7 protein-coding genes and 4 pseudogenes are annotated in these 18,030 nt (G+C 47.2%); 1 reads left to right on the top strand and 10 read right to left on the bottom strand.

The features are described from left to right. Positions 1-13: 13 nt before the first annotated feature. The 3 genes and pseudogenes from DW083_RS04460 to DW083_RS04450 form a co-directional block, all read right to left on the bottom strand. On the bottom strand, positions 14-2,230 hold the full coding sequence (locus DW083_RS04460) for a GH92 family glycosyl hydrolase (RefSeq protein WP_122331574.1): 2,217 nt from the start codon (positions 2,228-2,230) through the stop codon (positions 14-16). 99 nt (positions 2,231-2,329) lie between these two features. Next, positions 2,330-3,209, bottom strand: a pseudogene (gene tatC, locus DW083_RS04455) (twin-arginine translocase subunit TatC). A 3-nt stretch (positions 3,210-3,212) separates the two neighbouring features. After that, complete coding sequence (locus DW083_RS04450) at positions 3,213-3,407, bottom strand: twin-arginine translocase TatA/TatE family subunit (RefSeq protein ID WP_115501010.1); 195 nt, start codon at positions 3,405-3,407, stop codon at positions 3,213-3,215. Between the two features lie 140 nt (positions 3,408-3,547). Between DW083_RS04450 and fabD the strand changes: the two genes are divergently transcribed. Further along, entirely contained in the window at positions 3,548-4,429 is an 882-nt protein-coding gene (gene fabD, locus DW083_RS04445; protein ID WP_122331573.1) for an ACP S-malonyltransferase, read from the top strand. A gap of 108 nt (positions 4,430-4,537) precedes the next feature. Here the strand turns inward: fabD and DW083_RS04440 are convergent. From DW083_RS04440 to DW083_RS04405, 7 genes and pseudogenes are all read right to left on the bottom strand, one after another. Next, positions 4,538-5,754, bottom strand: a pseudogene (locus tag DW083_RS04440) (radical SAM protein). 105 nt (positions 5,755-5,859) lie between these two features. Further along, positions 5,860-6,240 (bottom strand): type II toxin-antitoxin system RelE/ParE family toxin, encoded by a 381-nt coding sequence (locus DW083_RS04435; RefSeq protein WP_122331572.1) that lies wholly within the window; start codon positions 6,238-6,240, stop codon positions 5,860-5,862. Positions 6,241-6,251: 11 nt separating this feature from the next. Further along, positions 6,252-6,527 (bottom strand): hypothetical protein, encoded by a 276-nt coding sequence (locus tag DW083_RS04430; RefSeq protein ID WP_122331571.1) that lies wholly within the window; start codon positions 6,525-6,527, stop codon positions 6,252-6,254. A 126-nt stretch (positions 6,528-6,653) separates the two neighbouring features. Beyond that, positions 6,654-8,573 (bottom strand): SusD/RagB family nutrient-binding outer membrane lipoprotein, encoded by a 1,920-nt coding sequence (locus DW083_RS04425; protein WP_122331570.1) that lies wholly within the window; start codon positions 8,571-8,573, stop codon positions 6,654-6,656. Between the two features lie 283 nt (positions 8,574-8,856). Then, positions 8,857-12,029: pseudogene (locus DW083_RS04415) on the bottom strand (SusC/RagA family TonB-linked outer membrane protein). Between the two features lie 317 nt (positions 12,030-12,346). Further along, on the bottom strand, positions 12,347-14,368 hold the full coding sequence (locus DW083_RS04410; protein ID WP_115501017.1) for a RagB/SusD family nutrient uptake outer membrane protein: 2,022 nt from the start codon (positions 14,366-14,368) through the stop codon (positions 12,347-12,349). Positions 14,369-14,380: 12 nt separating this feature from the next. After that, positions 14,381-17,604: pseudogene (locus DW083_RS04405) on the bottom strand (SusC/RagA family TonB-linked outer membrane protein). Positions 17,605-18,030 lie beyond the last annotated feature (426 nt).

Here is an 18,030-nt window from a genome sequence, read left to right as displayed (position 1 = left end):
GCAATTACAGATATTACTCGTACCAAACCGGTCCCGGCTGATTACCCATCTCAAACTCTAACGTGTCGCCGTTCATGATCTGTTCATGGGTGATGTAGCTCTTGTCGTACGGCTGGCCGTTCAGTTTAACAGATTGGATATAAATATTCTCGGGACTTACTGCCGGTGCCAGGATCGTAAAGGCTTTTCCGTTTGCCAGATGCATCTTCACTTCCGGGAACAACGGGGTTCCGATCTCATATTTGCCGCTTATCGGATCGACCGGATAGAAACCCATGGAGCTGAACACGAACCAGGCCGACATCTGCCCGCAATCTTCGTTACCGCAGATGCCGTCGGGAGCATTCCGATACAGATCGTGCAGTACTTCCGCCACATATTTCTGGGTCTTCCAGGGCTGTCCGACCTTATTGTATAAATAAATCACATGATGGCTCGGTTCGTTGCCGTGCGCATATTGCCCGATCATGCCGGTACTGAAGATCGGCAGGTCTTCGTTTGATTTAGGGACATAGGTGAACATGCTGTCCAACTTTTCCGCAAAGCGTTCCTTGCTTCCGACAAGGCCGATCAGGCCGTCCAGGTCTTGGGGGACAGACCAGAAATATTGCCAGCCGTTGCTTTCACAGATATCTTCCGTATAATCGTCGGGATTGAAGTTGGCAACAAAATTGCCTTTCTCGTCACGCGGCTGCATAAAGGAAGTTGCCGGATTATAGACATTCCGGTAGTTCTGGGCACGTTTATAGAACTCGTCGGCAATCTCCGTCTTACCCATCTTCTCGGCCATCATGGCGATGCAATAATCATCATAGGCGTATTCCAACGTCTTGGATAGGGACCAACTTTCCCATTTCTTCGGATCGCTGTAAGCCGGGACATATCCCAACTTCTTATACTCGCCGATTCCCCGGTAATCGTCCCGGTTAGCCGTCGCGATACAGGCTTCGAGCGCTTTTTCGGGATCAAAGTTTCCGATACCTTTCAGGTAAGCATCCACAATGACGGGAACGGCGTGATAACCGATCATCATATTAGTCTCCCAGCCATACAGGTTCCACAGCGGCAACGCGCCACCCTGTTCATAGAATTTCAGGAAACCTTTGACCATATCGTTTGCCCGTTCGGGTTCGGTGTAGGTGAAGAGCGGATGAGCGGCGCGATAAGTGTCCCACAGAGAGAAGGTCGAATAGTTCGTCCATCCGTCCGCCTTATGGATCTGCTGATCCGGGCCATAGTAGGAACCGTCTACGTCACTGTAGATTGTCGGGGCGATCATGGAATGATAGAGTGCGGTGTAGAACTTCACCATATCGTCCGTATTAGAACTCTTTACCTCTATTTTAGCCAGTTGCTTGTTCCATTCACCGGCCGCCTTTGCCTGATAGTAGTCGAAATCGTCTTTCAGGGCTTCTGCACGCAGGTTCTTACCTGCTCCTTCCATGCTGACGCCGGATATTCCTGTCGTAACGAGGATTTCCTCATCTTTCTCCGTATTAAAGTCGAAGCGGGCGATATAGGCTGTGCCGATCCAACCCCGGTCTTTCGTTGCAATGGAAGTTGTATCGATATGGCAGGCGGTGAAAGGTTTGGAGAAGCGAGTCTCGAAATAAACATGCTGAAGTGGAGACCAGCCTTGCGAGAAGCGATAGCCGCGAACCGTCATCGAGTCGACCACCTCGATACGCGAATCCAGCGTAAAGTCCCAGTTCATCGCCTTTTTCAGGTTCAGAAAGACGGAAGCCTCCGCTTTCGGGAATGTATAACGTTGGATGCCGCAACGCTCGGTAGCCGTCAGTTCGACATTGATATTATAGTCTTTCAGCAAAACACGGTAATAGCCGGCCGAAGCGGCTTCGTCATTATGGGAAAAGGTCGAATAGATTCCTAACGGTGCGGGAGCTTCTTTATACGGACGTGTCACCGGCATGAAAGAGATATCATACAAGTCGCCTGCACCCGTTCCGGAGAGATGTGTATGGCTGAAACCGGCAATTGTCGTATCGGGATAGAAATACCCCGAAATACGATCCCAGCCGGGCAAACCATTGTCCGGGCTCAGCTGGACCATCCCGAAAGGAACTTGCGCCCCGGGATAAGTATTACCGGTAAAATCCGTCCCGATCAAAGGGTTTACATATTGCGTATAATCTTCCGCCTCCTGTTGTTTTTCCGGCGTGCAGGCTGCCAGAGCCAGCAAGGAGACCGCCAATAAGGATATGTGCCTCATGTTTAATTCTTGTTTTAGTCCTGACAAAGATACAAAAAAAGAGACGCAACCTTTAAACGATGCGTCTCTTCTATAACTATTTTACAATGTCTGTAGTTTTTAGGCCGGTGCAATTTCCGTACATTCTTCATCCTCGTCGTCCGAATCTTCCTCTTCCGGAGGATCTTTCTTCACAAAGAGGGCACTCAGTTCGAACAGCCCATACAACGGGAAGAATACGATACTCAACGTGAACGGATCGCTACTCGGCGTAATAAAGGCAGCTGCAACAAGCAAGCCCACAATAGCATGCCGTCTATACTTATGGAAGAACGACCGCTTCAGCAAACCGATCTTCGACAACAGCCACGAAACCAACGGCATTTCAAAAACAATTCCCATCACAAAGATAAGCATCAGGAAATTATCCATATACGAATCCAGCGATACCTGTTCTTTTATATTTGCACTCAACTCGTAGGTTGCCAAAAAGCGCAATGTCATCGGGAATACCATAAAATATCCGACCGCACATCCGACAAAGAACATAATCGTTCCCAAGAGAAATACCCATCTGACATTCTTTTTCTCATTCTCATACAATGCCGGGCTGATGAACTTCCATATCTCCACATCAGATAGGGGAAAGTAAGCACAAGCGCCAGCCAGAACGAGGTTGTCATGTGAGTGAAAAACTGAGAAGCCAGCTTGATATTAAAAATATCCACATGAAACTATCGTTACAGAAATCGGGCAATACGTCAAACCAGGGACTTACATTAACCAACCATTGGTTCAAGTCGCACAACCATCTGTAAAAGATAAAGTCGGAATAGCAAGGAGCTTCTATTACACGGTGGAATATTCCATCCGGACCGCGCATAAAGGCAAAGGTTACTATGGCAAAAACAAAGAGCGCTAAAAAAGAACGGAACAAAGTCCAACGAAGTGCCTCCAGGTGGTCCCAGAAGGACATTTCTTCTTGTTCTAATTCTGCCATCTTTTACTTCTTTTCTGTGTCGTCCAGCTTAATGTCGTCTTCTAATCCTTTTACACCGTCTTTAAAGTTCTTCACACCTTTACCGATACCTTTCATCAGTTCAGGTATTTTCTTTCCACCGAAAAGCAACAACACAACAATGGCGATGATAACAATTTCGCCTGTTCCTAAATTTCCAAGAAATAATAATTGATCCATGATATTATATAAATTAGTCGTTAATATTCTTCTTATCGATGGGCAAAGATACAATTTGTAATGAATAGTACCCCAATTATTCTAAATTTATTACCTTTGCGCCATCTTAAAAAACTGAAATTAGAAAAAGATTAGAAAAAATGAAAGCGTATGTATTTCCCGGTCAGGGTGCACAGTTTGTCGGAATGGGAAAAGACCTTTACGATAACAATCCTCTTGCAAAAGAGATGTTTGAGAAAGCTAATAAAATCCTTGGTTTCCGTATCACTGACCTGATGTTCGCCGGAACAGACGAAGATCTGCGTCAGACAAAAGTGACACAACCTGCCATTTTCTTACACTCAGTCATTCTTGCTAAAACATTAGGTGACCAGTTCAAACCGGATATGACGGCCGGACACTCCTTAGGAGAGTTCTCTGCACTTGTTGCAGCCGGTGCCCTGTCTTTCGAAGACGGCCTCGTGCTGGTGTCCAAACGTGCTATGGCGATGCAGAAAGCCTGCGAAGCCACTCCCTCGACAATGGCAGCCGTACTGGCATTGCCGGATGAAAAAGTAGAAGAAATTTGTGCAAGCATTGAAGGCGAAGTGGTTGTATGTGCGAACTACAACTGTCCGGGCCAGCTTGTTATCTCCGGTTCAATACCCGGTATCGAGGCTGCTTGTGAAAAGATGCTGGCTGCCGGTGCAAAGCGCGCACTGAAACTGAAAGTGGGCGGTGCTTTCCACTCTCCGCTGATGGAACCGGCCCGTGCCGAACTGGCTGCCGCTATCGAAGCGACTCCGATTCACGAACCGTCATGTCCTGTATACCAGAATGTAAGTACAAAAGGCGAAACTAACCCTGAAACAATCAAGGCAAACCTGATCGCACAGCTGACCGCTCCGGTTCGCTGGACACAGAGTGTGCAGAACATGATTGCCGACGGTGCCGACCATTTCATCGAACTGGGTCCGGGCGCAGTATTGCAGGGATTGGTCAAGAAGATCAACAAGGAAATGACAACAGAAGGCATGCAATAAGCAATTAGTTCCATGCCGAGGAAACTAAAGTTTCTTGCCCATGAAAATAAAGTTTCATCGGCATGAAACTTTTGTTTCACCCTAACAAAGCAAGTGAAACTTTTTCACTTAACTCTTGCCAATATGCAGTTCATCCAGCTTTTCGCGGTCAAGGCCATATTTATCTTCCATACCGCGAAGCATTTCCTCATCAAAGACAATCGGGCGGTTCAGTTTCTTCATTTCACGGTAGCCTCTGTAGACCATTCCCAACATCTTACTCGGATTGAAAACGATGGATGAAGTGATCCAGCAACCGTGCGTACACCAGCAATTTGCCTTTGCCCCGTGTCCGATCGCCTCTATTTCTTGTTTCATGACATCGCTTTGCATCACTTTGCTGACGTCGCAGCCATAATCTTTTAGATTCCCGAGCGGCTCGCGCAACTCACAGGCACGGAAGCGGCCGTCGTAGTCGATCACCAAAGTTGTCTCGCCGGCTGTACAGTCCATTCCCCAAGCGTCGGTTCGTCGATGTTGCTGGCACGGACATTATATAACGTACGGATAAAACCGAGATAGAAGAAACGGGTAATCGGCTTCCTGAAACCACTTGTCTCCTGCACCATACGGTCGGCATAGCCGGAATAGATGTGTGCAACGTCGTCCTGAATCTTTCTCAGGGATGATTCGGTCAGAATCTTCACCCCGTCGTCACGCGTCATACCGCGAGCGGCTTCGATCGTATGCGTCGAAGTGTGGAAGCGGGCAAAGACCCAGAGCATGAAGTCCTGTATTTCATCAATGTTATACTTGGTGATCACAGTCGCAATATTCTTCAGCACTTTGCCGTCATCGCGGAAATGTTCGTCCACCAGTTTCAAGGTATAGAGCGCTTTATAGAAATTGCCCGGAACGCCACGCTGGATATCGTGCGTCTTTCCAAAGCCGTCGAGCGAAAGGCTGACGTTGAAATTGGTTTCGGGGCAGCTCTTGCGCAGGCGGGTCACCCACTCGACGATCCGTTCCGGTTTCAGTCCGTTGGTCGGAATGTTGACATCTTTCACCTGGTTGTTCTTGTAAAACATCTCGATTATCTCCGGCAGGTCTTCACGCAAAGTCGGCTCACCGCCGGAAATCCACAAGCGGTTAATCTCGCCGGCTGTCTCCGAGATTTTTTTAATCTCATCAAAAGTCAAGTCCGGCTCCTTTTTATCCATTTCCTCTGCATAAAAACACATGGCACATTTAGCATTGCACCGCCCTGTCACAAACAGGAATATGGATTCGAGCTTCCTTTTGGAACTCATCGTCCGGAAAGAACTTTTTGTTCGTTTTGTAGTCATTTCTTTATGTATATGATGTAATTGTATTTACAGTGACTACGCAAAGGTCTGTCATTATAACAGATGAAACAAGTTCTATCTTTAAGATAAAATACTCTATTATTACTATTTCCGGGGAGAGGTTTTCTTCTTCTCGTAAGGCACTGCTACATCTTCACAAACCCAACTGGAGTGATGTTCTATAATATATCGTAACTTGTCCGGAGACTGGCGGGTATCGAAAATCAAGGCGATCTTAACAATGTGGTCTTCTACCCAATAAAGGATTTTAAGGTTGGCATGCTGGACAAAGGTTCGGAAACATTGGGGATAGTCGGTTAAGGAAGGTTCGACATGGCCTAAACCGGGGAAATCAGCTATTAACCGAATTGTCCTTTTTACTTCGGCATATATCTGAAGACCACGTTGAGTACCAAATGTTATTTGATAATAGTTACGCAAATCCCTTATCTGGGATTTAGCAAGTGGTGATGTTCTTGATCTCATGCCTTGATAGATTAGACTAATCCAAATTCTTTATCCAACTCTGCAAACATCTCTTCAGTATCTTGCATTCCACCTTTCCGGTCTTCTTCCAAAACCTGGTCGATCAGGCTGCGAAGTCCTTCCACCGTGTCGGGCTCACGAAGGATGTCAGGAATCGGCATGGCAGAATTTCCTTCCTGGTAATCATAGATTTTATCTTCCAAAGATATCAACAGATCCTCATCGTCGATCTCACGGATTCGTTTGATCAGATCTTCTCGGCGGCGGTTTAATGATTGTTCGGACATTGTTTTATTCCTTTCGTTTTTTGATGATGAGGCAAATATAGACATTTATAATAAGAAAAACAGCGCCACACATCCGAAAACGTGTGACGCTGACAACATTATATATATATGGAGCGTGTGTGCTTCTTACTTCTGGCTCCACCACAAAGCGGTTCCGACGACATCGGGGCCGCCCAGCAGCTCGAGCGCCTTGTTATAGCCCGCCAGATTGTTTGTCTGGATATTGGCCGGGTAGCGATAGCGCTTCGGATAAAATTCCAGACGGCATTCTTTTGAGGTTGCGACAGTGAGCGGAACCTGGTTCAGCGGATTGTAATCCTTTTCGACAGCCTGGTTCTCGAAGAACGGCAATCCGATACGACGATGGTCGCTCCAGACCTCTTCCGGCAGCCAAGGCATCTGTGCGATGTATTTCTGGGTGAAGATCTTTGTCATCGCGTCGTTGTTGTAGGCGCCGCCGCGATAGATGGAATTCTTCGGATACCGGTAAGTCATCGTCTTGTTTTCCTTTGTATAAGGATCGACATAATTGATGGTGTACGGAACAGCTTCCGTCGTATGGTCGAAGCTGACGGAAGTTCCGATCCGGTTATAGGCGGTCGAAGCTAAATAAGCCCCGGCTTCACTCTGCAAGCCCTGGTATTCGAAACTGGAAGTCACGCCGTTCTCGTAGTTCGATTTGGCGGAACCCGGAACATTCCAACCGCGCACGGCAGCTTCGGCCAACAGGAAATAACTCTCCCAAGGTCCGAAATAGACGCGTTTCTTGGTGCTCATGCGGTATTGTTTGGACAAGGACGGATAGTTGTAGTTCTTTCCGGTCAGTTCGGTAGACAAACCGCCTTTCACATCCCACTCGCCGGCCACCCAAGTGCCCCAGGTGTATCGCGGGTCGATCGTCAGCATCGGTTTCGTGTTGTCGTTCGGGTCAAAGAGGGAGACTGGCTTCACCTCGCTGGCTGCTCCTATATAGTCGGAATAGACCACGCCGTCGTTCCAGCCGACAACGCTGAACAGTTTCGGCGCACGCGGGTCGACATACTGCGGAATACCGTCGAAATAGAATCCGGCGCACGGGTCATTCGTCGTCAACGGGAAATGTTTATCTAAATACAAGCCTAAATAGCTGTGCGGGTCTTTCAGATGCGCCTTCAACGAATCGGGCAACGGAAATTCGATGTCTCCCAGGCCGACAACCAGGTTTTTAAAGGTAACGGACATGGCCTGTGCATTCCACGTGCGCGACATGACACTCGTCAGGTCGCTCCAACCATCCTTCTCTTGCACGCCGGCCAGCTCTGCGACGGAAGAGATATAACCCTTCGAGGCGGCATCTTCAAACTCGCTCCGGGCCAGCTGCGGATCGGCATTCACGATACGCATGGCCAGACGCATACGCAGGGAGTTGGCATATTTCTTCCACATCGTCACATCTCCGGCATAGAAGGCATCTTCGGCTGCCATCGGAGACATACTGATCGAAGGATCGAGCGCCGCTTCGGCCTCTTTCAGTTCCTTCAGGATAAAGCCGTAAATGGTTTCCACACTGTCGTATTCGGCCGGAACGCCGGAGAAGGCGTCCAATGCCGGAATCGGACCGAAACCATCCGCCACTTCCGAGTTCAGATAAGCCCGCCAGATGCGCGCCATCTGGATCACATTCTTATAATAGGGATAGAGATCCGCCTCGCCGTCGGCCACTTTCTTCTCGCCTAACTGGATCGCTTTGGTCGCCTGGTTCAGCCACTTCACGGCGTAGTCATTACTCAGGTAAAGCGTGATATAGTCATTATTATCCGTACCGATCGTGAAACCGCTTCCCCGGTTGAAACGGGCCGCCCGGTTCCAGGTCAGGATAAAAATACGCTCGGCGATCTCCGGATTCATCTGGTCGCCGATGATCGAGGCGTTCAGGAACCATTCGGGCTTCACCTTTTCCTCTCCCACCTGGTTCGGGTCTTCATTTATTTCCTGGAAATCGCTACAGGAAGAAAACAAGGCCGCCATCGAGAACATGCCTGCCAATATTTTATTTTTCATATTCATATTCTATTTTTTCTTTTATCATTTACTAAATCTATCAAAAACAACCGTCCGGAGTTCCGGAAAGCCTCAAAAATGTTGCGGGAAGGTTTCCGGAGTCCCGGAAAGCTCCAAACGCGTTGCGGGAAGGTTTCCGAAGTTCCGGAAAGCCCCAAACGTATTGCGAGAAGGTTTCCGGAGTTCCCGAAAGCTCCAAACGCGTTGCGGGAAGGTTTCCGGAGTTCCCGAAACTTCAAACACGTTGCGGGAAGGTTTCCGGAGTTTCCGACGACCTCTAAAGCTTAGTTTAAAAGCCGACTGTCACGTTGAACGTGAACGAACGGCTTGTCGGAGCCGCCCCATTCTCGAACCCAGTTGCATTCGTATTGGTTGCCGAAACGGATTCAGGGTCGATGCCCGGCAGTTTGTAATGGATCATCCATACATTATTACAGGTGGCGGACAGGCGCAGACGTTGGAACGGAGTCTTCTTCAGCATGGCGCGGTTGAAATCGTAGCCGAGCGTGATGTTACGCAGGCGGATGTTAGTCGCGTCGTATGTAAAGACCTCCGGCAGGCCGTAATTGCCGGTCGAGCCGATGCGTTCCCAATAGTTCTGGTGCGTCACCGGGACGGTGTTTTCAACATATCCGCCGTCTTTCCGGACAACCGTGTTGGGCACGACGAAATTCTGCCGGTCACCGTTCACCACCGTTCCGGCCGCATTACCGCGGATATAAAGGTTGGAAGCGGTTGCCGAATACAGATCGCCGCCGATACGGAAGTCGACCAGGAAACTCAGATTGAATCCTTTATAAGAGAAATTGTTCGTCAGGCCGAGCATCCAGTCCGGATTCTGGTTACCGACTTTGCTCTTCTCTGTCGAGATCAGGGGCAAGCCGTCTTCCCCGACGATCACCTGTCCGTAGTGCGGATCGTTCTTGTCCGTCACACGCAGGAATGTCTGGCCATAAATATCGCCGTAATAACCACCCTGCACAGCTACAATCTGGATCGCATCCAGCGTCTTGATGTCATAGAGCGTCACGCCCGGATAAAGGTCGATGATCTTGTTGCGGTTCAGCGAGAACTGCGCCGTAGCGCTCCAGCTGAAACCTTGCGGATTGACGCTCCGGAAGATGTCGCCATTCAGGGATATTTCCAACCCTTCGTTCTGGATGTTACCGGCGTTGACCTTGCGGGAACTGTAGCCGGCGAACGGGTCGAGCGGCAAGTTCAGCAACTGGCGGGTCGCATTCGTCTTATACCAGGCAAAATCCACCCCCAACCGATTCTGGAAGAACCGGACATCGAAACCGGCTTCCCATGATTTGATCAGCTCGCTGCGCACGTCGGAGTTGAACAGGACCTGACCGGGAGAAGCCGTCGTATTGCCATTGTCGTCTTTTCCGACCGTATAATTATTGTACAGTTGATAAGGGTCCAAATCGTTACCGACCTCTGCATAAGAGGCTCTCACCTTGGCAAAGGTAAACCACTCCGGCATGCTTCCGCCGATCTTCGGCAACATATCCGAGATCACGCCCGACAGGCTGACCGAAGGATAGAAATAAGAGCGGTTGGCCTCGACATCGTAGAAGACCAGTCATTGCGCGCCGTCACGTCGAGGAACAGATAACCGTCCCAGTTCAGTTGTAACGAACCGTACAGGGAGTTCATCTTCCGGCGGATCAGTTCAGATGTCACAGTCGGTTTATTGATACCGTTGTTCAAGGAGAAAAGGTCCGGGACCAGCAATTCGCCTGCCGACGCATTCATCTTGGTCCTCTCCTGCATCATCAGGTTGCCACCGAACGTCACGAAGCCGCCCAGACGGCTAAGCAGGTTATCCTTGCGGGCGGTTGCCAGGAAACTATAATTGTTTTCATAAAATGTTTCGGAACCTTCGTTATACAGTCCGCGGGGCGTCGTATTGCCACCGGCATAGACTTTCTCGTTCTTGGTTGTCGTATAATAATCCGTACCGCCACGCAGCTCGATATCGAACCAATTGGTCGGTGCATATTTCAACGAGACATTGCCCAAGAGACGGTTACGGGTATCGTTGTTCTGGCGGTATTTAGTGACCCAGTACGGGTTTTCCTGCGGGTTGCGGGAGGCGTCCCACCAGATCATATTACCCGCTTCGTCCACACAATCTTTAAACTCGGCCACATTCAAGGAGCGCGGCAGGTTGTAAATCGTACTGAACGCATTCGACGGGTTCACACCCTGGATCGGGCGGTTATGGGCATTCATATTGATATAGTTCACTTTGGCATCAACCTTCCATTTTTCAGCTTTGTCGAGGAAAGTAGTTGCACGCAAAGTGATATTCGTCTTGTTCAGCTTGGATTCCGGTGTGATCCCGGCATCGTCCGAGCGGTTGATAGACGTGAAAACGGATGTCCCGTTGATATTCTGCTGGAAGCTGACGCCTTCATTGAAAGAAGTTCCGGTGCGGAAGAAAGCATCTATATTATCATATGTGCGGAGAGGCACCTGAAGCCCGCGCCAGTCTGTCACCGTCTGCCCTTCGGCTTTCGGTCCCCAGCTCATACGGGATTGGTTGTCGTAGACGCCGACTGAACCCTGTCCGAAACTGTTCTGCATTTCCGGCTTCAGGAAAATAGATTCGGCCGTGATTCCGGCGTTCACCGTAATGCCTAACCCCTCATTCTTCCGTCCCGATTTAGTCGTGATCAAGATCACGCCGTTACCGGCTCTCGAACCGTAGAGAGCGGCAGCCGAAGCACCTTTCAGGACAGTCATCGACTCGATGTCTTCAGGGTTGATATCGGAAAGTCCGTTACCCATATCGGCACCGGAGTTACCCCAGACATCATCCACACCGCCGGTGAAGTTATCCATCGGCGTACCGTCCACCACGATCAGCGGCTGATTGCTACCGGTCAACGAACTGTTACCGCGGAGCACGATCTTCGACGATCCTCCCACTCCATTACTGGAACGGACGATCTGCAAACCGGAAACTTTACCGGAGAGTGAATTGGCAAGGTTCGGTTCGCGGGAAGCCAACAGGTCGTCTCCTTTCAACTCCTGCATCGCGTAGCCCAATGCTTTCTTATCACGCTTCATACCTAAAGCGGTCACTACCACTTCGTCCAATTTCTGCGTGTCTTCTTCCAGATGTACAGTCAGGGAGGCTTGTCCGGTATAAGGAATATCCTGCGTGGTGTAACCGATAAAAGATATCTGGATTACATCTCCGTTCTTCAATCCGTCCAGTGTGAAATTACCATCCATATCGGTCATCGTCCCGTGAGTAGTTCCTCTTATAATCACAGACGCGCCGGCGACCGGCCCTAAAGCATCCTCAACGACTCCCGTTACTTTTCCATTTTGCTGGGAAATGCCAGTGATCGGATTGCCTGTACCCGAGGCTGCATATATGTTTCCGGAGAAACACAACGTACTCGCAAGCAAAACCATGCTGACAGGCTTCATTCTTTTCAACATAACTAATGTTTTTTGTTTAATTTATTTGATACATGTCTTGGCTGAAACCAACGTCTTTTTTGATATATCTAACACAAAAAAAGAGAAGTTGTTTTGTCTTTAACTTTACAGAGGAAGGATCGCTATGCCGGGAAAGGAATACCGGGACAATGACCGGATTTGTTTTATAAGGGTCAGAACAAACAAAGCAAAAACGCAAGCTGAAAAAGCTAAAAAGCTTTTTTTTGATTTGGCTACAAAAAATTAAATAGCCGCCAACCGGCTCCTTGACGGAGACAGTTGGCGGCCCTTAAAGACTTATAACTATTAATAAATACTTATTGTAAAGCTCCCTGGTTAGCTACCGTCGGCCAATACGGATTCTGGTAAATAGGAGAAGCCGAAACGTCCCCGCCAGAAGTTGTGATATCGAAATGCTGGATATTCAGCGGTTTCAGATAGTGTGCCATTGCCCATCTGTAACCATCTTTAGCAATCGAGTTCGATGTCTTTTCATACGGACGATAGTATTTACTGAGATCCGGAGATGAAATGTTCGCTTTAGGATTGTCCATGCCGTAAACCAACAGACTTGCACCTGTTGTTTCATCTTTATACCAATTCTGCATTTCGCCCCAGATTTTGATACCCTCGATATGATACGGAGTAGCGATCATCTGATCCATAGATCTCCAACGGCACAAGTCCATATAACGCAAAGCCTCGGCCATCAATTCGCAACGACGTTCACGACGGATATTGTATAATGTCGGATCAATCAATTGACCGGCAGAATAGGCACCCCAATCGTTTTTAGCCTCTTCGCTCATGACAGTGGCGGCAATTGTCTTATTGTAATCCGGATCTACATGAGCACGCTCACGCAAAGCTCTCCAATAACCCTGTGCCTTAGCATCCAGATTACCGTTCTTTTCATAACATGCTTCCATATAATTCAGCAAAGCTTCAGATGCACGGAACGTGATCGAACCTGTATAGTTTTCACCATTCACACATTGTGCCTGGTCGAAGCTACCGCCTTTACGCAAAGCATAACCTGTTGCATAACCTTTTGCAGCATCACCCGTCAGGATATTGGGAACAGGTTCCACCGGAACAGCATGGTCACCTTCCACTGCTTCGATCAGGATATTCTTCTGCCCCGGTTCTTTCAAGAAGATTGTCAGACGGGAGTCGCGTTCCTTGCGGACATCGGCAATTGTTTCATCACCTTTATAACCACTACCGGCCGCATAGATAGGCAAACCGTTAGCCATCAGGAAGCCATCGACCATACCACGAGTCACACCGACACCATAGTCTCCAAACTGTGCTCCAACAACCACGCAGTGCACCTGTCCGAGACCTTTACTATACGGGCGCCACATTAACACTTCACTATAAGATGACATATCTACAGCCGAGAACATATCCATGTACGGATTAGCCGGTTCTGTAGCGGCTTGTTGTACCAACCCGGTATTTTCGACCAATACGGTTGCATCTGCCACAGGCTGAGAAGCCTCCATTGCCAGCGTGAGGAAATAATTGATTTCACTGTCAATATCTCCAGTCGGGTACTGGTAATTGGCATTGTAATCTTTTTCTTTTCCCGGCCATCCCGGACCATTCGGAACGAATGCCGTATTCTTGAAATACTTCAACCAGGTTCCTTCAAACAAAGCAACGCGAGACTTCAACAGCAAAGCAGATTCCTTATTAATACGTGTTTTAGCCTTATCCGGATTCGATTCCATCAATACAATCGCAGAATCCAGATCCGAGATGATGAAACGAGCCACTTCGTTACGCGGCGAGCGTTTGCTGGCCGCCGTCAGCGGTTCCATCTGGTCCGGTAATGTATTCCGGACAATCGGGAAATCGCCAAACATCTGATAACGTTTGAAATACTCGTAAGCACGCAGGAAATATATTTCGCCGATATAATGGCGGATGTTGGCATCCGAACCGCTTATCTGCTTTTGGCTATAACGCGGCATCACATTTTCAAGGAAATAGTTACAGCTATAAATGAATTTGAAACGATATGGATCGTCGTCAGCCTTTTGTGACTGTATAGTCTTCCACTGACCGGGAATATACTTATTATCATAATTCATATAAGCCTGGTTGTCCGTGTGCTGGTCCGTACCGAACGTACCATAATTCCAGTTTCCATGAGAAGGCAGAATATCGGTATACAAGCCGTTTGCATAAGAAGCCAACTGAGATTCTTCCGTCAAATAGTTTTCGGGAGAGATAGTCGACATGGGAGTTTCATCCAAAAAGTCATTGCAGGAACACAACAGTCCCAGCAGGGCTACTCCTGCAACATGTTTTAATATATTGATTTGTTTCATTGTTTCCTGTTATTATAAAGTTACACTTACACCAAAAGAAATAGTTTTTGACAACGGATAAGCATTACCATTGTTATCTTTACCACCACTAACTGTTTCCGGGTCAAACATATTAGCCAAAGATGTACCGGTCCACAAGTTTTCACCTGAAACGAACACACGCAGTTTGTTTATAAAGAACTTATTTGTCATAGCAGACGGCAATGTATAACCCAACTGAATGTTTTTCAAACGGATATAAGCGGCATTCTGCAAATAGCGCGTCTGTTTCTTGTTGTTCTTGTCAGAGTCAAAGATCGGACGAGGATAATAAGCATTCAGGTTTGCAGCCAGGTCGTTGGATTGTTCTGCACGGAAATAATCGGCATGTTCTACAAAACCGGTCGAGTGCCAGATTCCACTGTTACCAACACCCCAGAAATAAGCACTGCCCTGCCAATAATCACGTTTCATTACGCCTTGGAAGAATGCACGGAAGTCGAAGCCTTTCCAGTCAGCATTCAGATCCAAACCGAACTGGAAGCGAGGAGTATCGTTACCGACAACCTTCAAGTCGCCATGATCATCCAGTTTATTACCGCCGTTATCAATCTTTCCGTCACCATTCAGGTCGGCATACATGATATCGCCGGCAGCCCAATTCGTTCCCAGCGCATTCTGTCCGCCATTAGGCAAAGAAGCCAAATGTTCGTCCATTTCACTCTGTGACTTTGCAATGCCGATCGTTTCATATCCCCAGATTTCACCCATCTTGCGTCCGGCATTGTATTTATCCAATGTTCCGGTCGGGTTCGGATAACGAGTAATTTCAGTCTGCGCATCAGAAAGGATAAATGTCACTCCATAGCCCAATCCGTTTTTCAAGCGGTCTTGCCAGCTGATATTCAAATCAAAACCATAAGTTTTCAAGTCGGTATTGTTTGTCTTCGGAACATCCAGACCTAAAATAGCAGGAAGCTCAGGAGCCGGGCCGATCATATCCAACGTTTTGCGCTGGTAGTAATCAAACGAACCTGTCAAACGGTTGTTCAGAGCGCCAAAGTCCAAGCCGACATTCCAGTTACGAACCCGTTCCCAGCCTAAAGAAGAACTGATCAACGCCGGAACATAAGCCGCATTCGGCAAAATACCGCCCTGTAACCATTTACCATCACTTGCCTTAACAGACAATGATTGATAAGTCGGATACCATTCTGTTGTATTCTGGTTACCCAATTCACCATAAGAACCACGGAATTTGAATGTTCCGACATAGTCCGCCAGATCACCCCAGAACTCTTCTCGAGCCACATTCCAACCGACAGAGAAAGAAGGGAACCAGTTCCAGCGCTGGTCTTCACGGAAACGGGAAGTACCGTCATAACGCAAGTTTATTTCTGCCAGATATTTACCCTGATAATCATAATTCAGACGGCCGAAGAAACCGGCTGTGCTCCAACGTGCACGTGAACCATTAGTGGAAGGAGTTACCGGATTGCCCTGATAGTCCAAACCCGTCGTAATATCGATTTCCGGCAATCCCGGTACAATAATACCGTTTCTCTGCAAACCAAACTTAGTCTGGCTTAATCTTTCGCACTGGAAACCAACCATCGCTTTGAAATTATGGCCTGATTCCAAACTATGTGAATACTCTGTATAAGCATTAATATTCATATAGTTTTCTTTCAGATAATCTTCATGTACATTCGTACTCTGGTTATAAACATAAGGATTGCCATCCACATCATGGTTATAAGTCAGCTGCTTGTCCCAATGACGGTTAGCTGATTTGATGCGATAGTTGAAATCGACATGTGTAACCCAGTTCTTAATCGGTTCCAGGATCAAGGAAGCCTGCTGATATAAGTTGTCAGTCTGCGTTTTGTCACGACCACCATCTCTCAGGCCCAGAGCCGGAGAAGGAGCAGAATATAAATATCCGTTACGGTCATACAAAGGCAAAGTAGGCCATCCCTGGCGGGCAAGGTTGTAATACAAGTCATCCGTCAAATCCGAAGGACGTCCGTAATCTTCGCGAGTAAAACGGTTGCTGTAATTAACTTAGCCCACTCCGTCAAAGCCACGTTTATTTTAGCAGTCGTAGTATAACGTTTATACTTATCCTGATTGAACACCATCAAACCATTTTGATCCAGGAAGTTCATTGACAGATAATAATTGATTTTTTCAGTACCGCCATTAACGCTCAAGTTATGTTCCTGAGAAAATGCCCAATTACGATACAAAGCATCATACCAGTTTGTGTTTGCATTACCGGCAGCATAGCCATCCGCCCAATATTGGCCATTCGCTGTGATAGGATCCGTCAATGTCCCATTCTGGAAATCTTTGATTCGCTGCAAATGCTCAGTTGTAAAATGCGGAGTCTGGCCGGCGTTGATAGCTGCATCATTATAGAACGTTGCAAAAGTGTAAGAATCCATCTGATTCGGAGTCTTTACCGGATCGTTCCAACGGAAGCTATTGTTATAGTTTACAACCGGCTTACCTGTTCTACCGCTTTTTGTCGTAATAAGGATTACCCCGAAAGGAGCACGTGAACCGTAGATAGAAGAAGCGGCGGCATCTTTCAGTACGGAAATGTTTTCGATATCCTGCGGGTTGATAGAGTTAATGTCTCCTTCCATGCCATCAATCAATACCAGCGGGCTACCTTTTGATCCCTCGCCGATAGTTGCCGTACCACGAACCTGGATATCTGCTGTTTTATCCAAACTACCACTGGACGACGAAATCTGCAAACCCGGCACCATACCTTGTAAAGCCTGCGTTGCGCTCACCACAGGACGTGATTCCAGCGCCTCCGAATTAACAGTACCGACAGAACCTGTCAAGTTCACTTTCTTCTGCGTACCGAAACCGACAACAACAACTTCGTCCAATTTCTGGGTATCTTCCGCCAATTTGATTTGAAGGGATGTCTGCCCGGTATATGGAATTTCCTGAGTGGTGTAACCAATAAAAGAGATCACGATAATATCACCCTTTTTCACCCCTTCCAAAGTAAAGTTACCATCCATATCGGTCATAATACCGTTAGTGGTTCCTTTTACGATTACTGATGCTCCGGCAACTGGGCCAAATTCATCTTCTACAACACCTGAACATTTTCCACTTTGTTGGGAAATGTTCAGACTCTCACCGACTGTAGTCGGTTCAGCGCAAGCGTCTTTTGGGAAAGAAAACGCTCCAGCCAGTAAGATTAAGCTGATAGGTCTGATTCTTTTAAACATAATTTGTGTTTTATTAAATTGAAAAAATCCTTCTGATATCTGTAATAACCTTTTAACGAAATAAAACAGGCAGGTTCTGCACGTTTTCGCGTTTTTGTGATTAACATGATATTAGTTCTAAAAGAACTCTGGTGTTTTAGTAATCGATTTTACTTTCATAACTCTCTTTATCTATCTGATTATCTATGTATTATAAACAAGGAGGTTTTTTTATGTCATAATTATTTAAGAAATTTAGTTTACTGATGTTTGCGCATCTTAACTGATTTGCCACAAGCAGTTAATACGATACTTAATATCCTTATTCAATAAAGTATCCTATTTTCAAAGCATACATTATTTTGATCCACAATTATTTATGTAAAATCGTAAAAAAGTACAATGTGTTAAAAAAGAAGTCTCTACGTATTTTTTTTAGAAAAATAA

Source organism: Parabacteroides sp. AF48-14 (genome assembly GCF_003477465.1).
Lineage (GTDB): Bacteria > Bacteroidota > Bacteroidia > Bacteroidales > Tannerellaceae > Parabacteroides > Parabacteroides acidifaciens.
The sequence above is the reverse complement of the archived record's forward strand: the minus strand, read 5'-3'. Positions and strand labels throughout refer to the sequence as shown.

Excerpts from the sequence above, each read along its gene's own strand:
- DW083_RS04425 (WP_122331570.1), bottom strand. The coding sequence starts at position 8,573 with ATGAATATGAAAAATAAAATATTGGCAGGCATGTTCTCGATGGCGGCC.
- fabD (WP_122331573.1), top strand. The coding sequence starts at position 3,548 with ATGAAAGCGTATGTATTTCCCGGTCAGGGTGCACAGTTTGTCGGAATG.
- DW083_RS04410 (WP_115501017.1), bottom strand. The coding sequence starts at position 14,368 with ATGAAACAAATCAATATATTAAAACATGTTGCAGGAGTAGCCCTGCTG.
- DW083_RS04460 (WP_122331574.1), bottom strand. The coding sequence starts at position 2,230 with ATGAGGCACATATCCTTATTGGCGGTCTCCTTGCTGGCTCTGGCAGCC.
- DW083_RS04435 (WP_122331572.1), bottom strand. The coding sequence starts at position 6,240 with ATGAGATCAAGAACATCACCACTTGCTAAATCCCAGATAAGGGATTTG.
- DW083_RS04450 (WP_115501010.1), bottom strand. The coding sequence starts at position 3,407 with ATGGATCAATTATTATTTCTTGGAAATTTAGGAACAGGCGAAATTGTT.
- DW083_RS04430 (WP_122331571.1), bottom strand. The coding sequence starts at position 6,527 with ATGTCCGAACAATCATTAAACCGCCGCCGAGAAGATCTGATCAAACGA.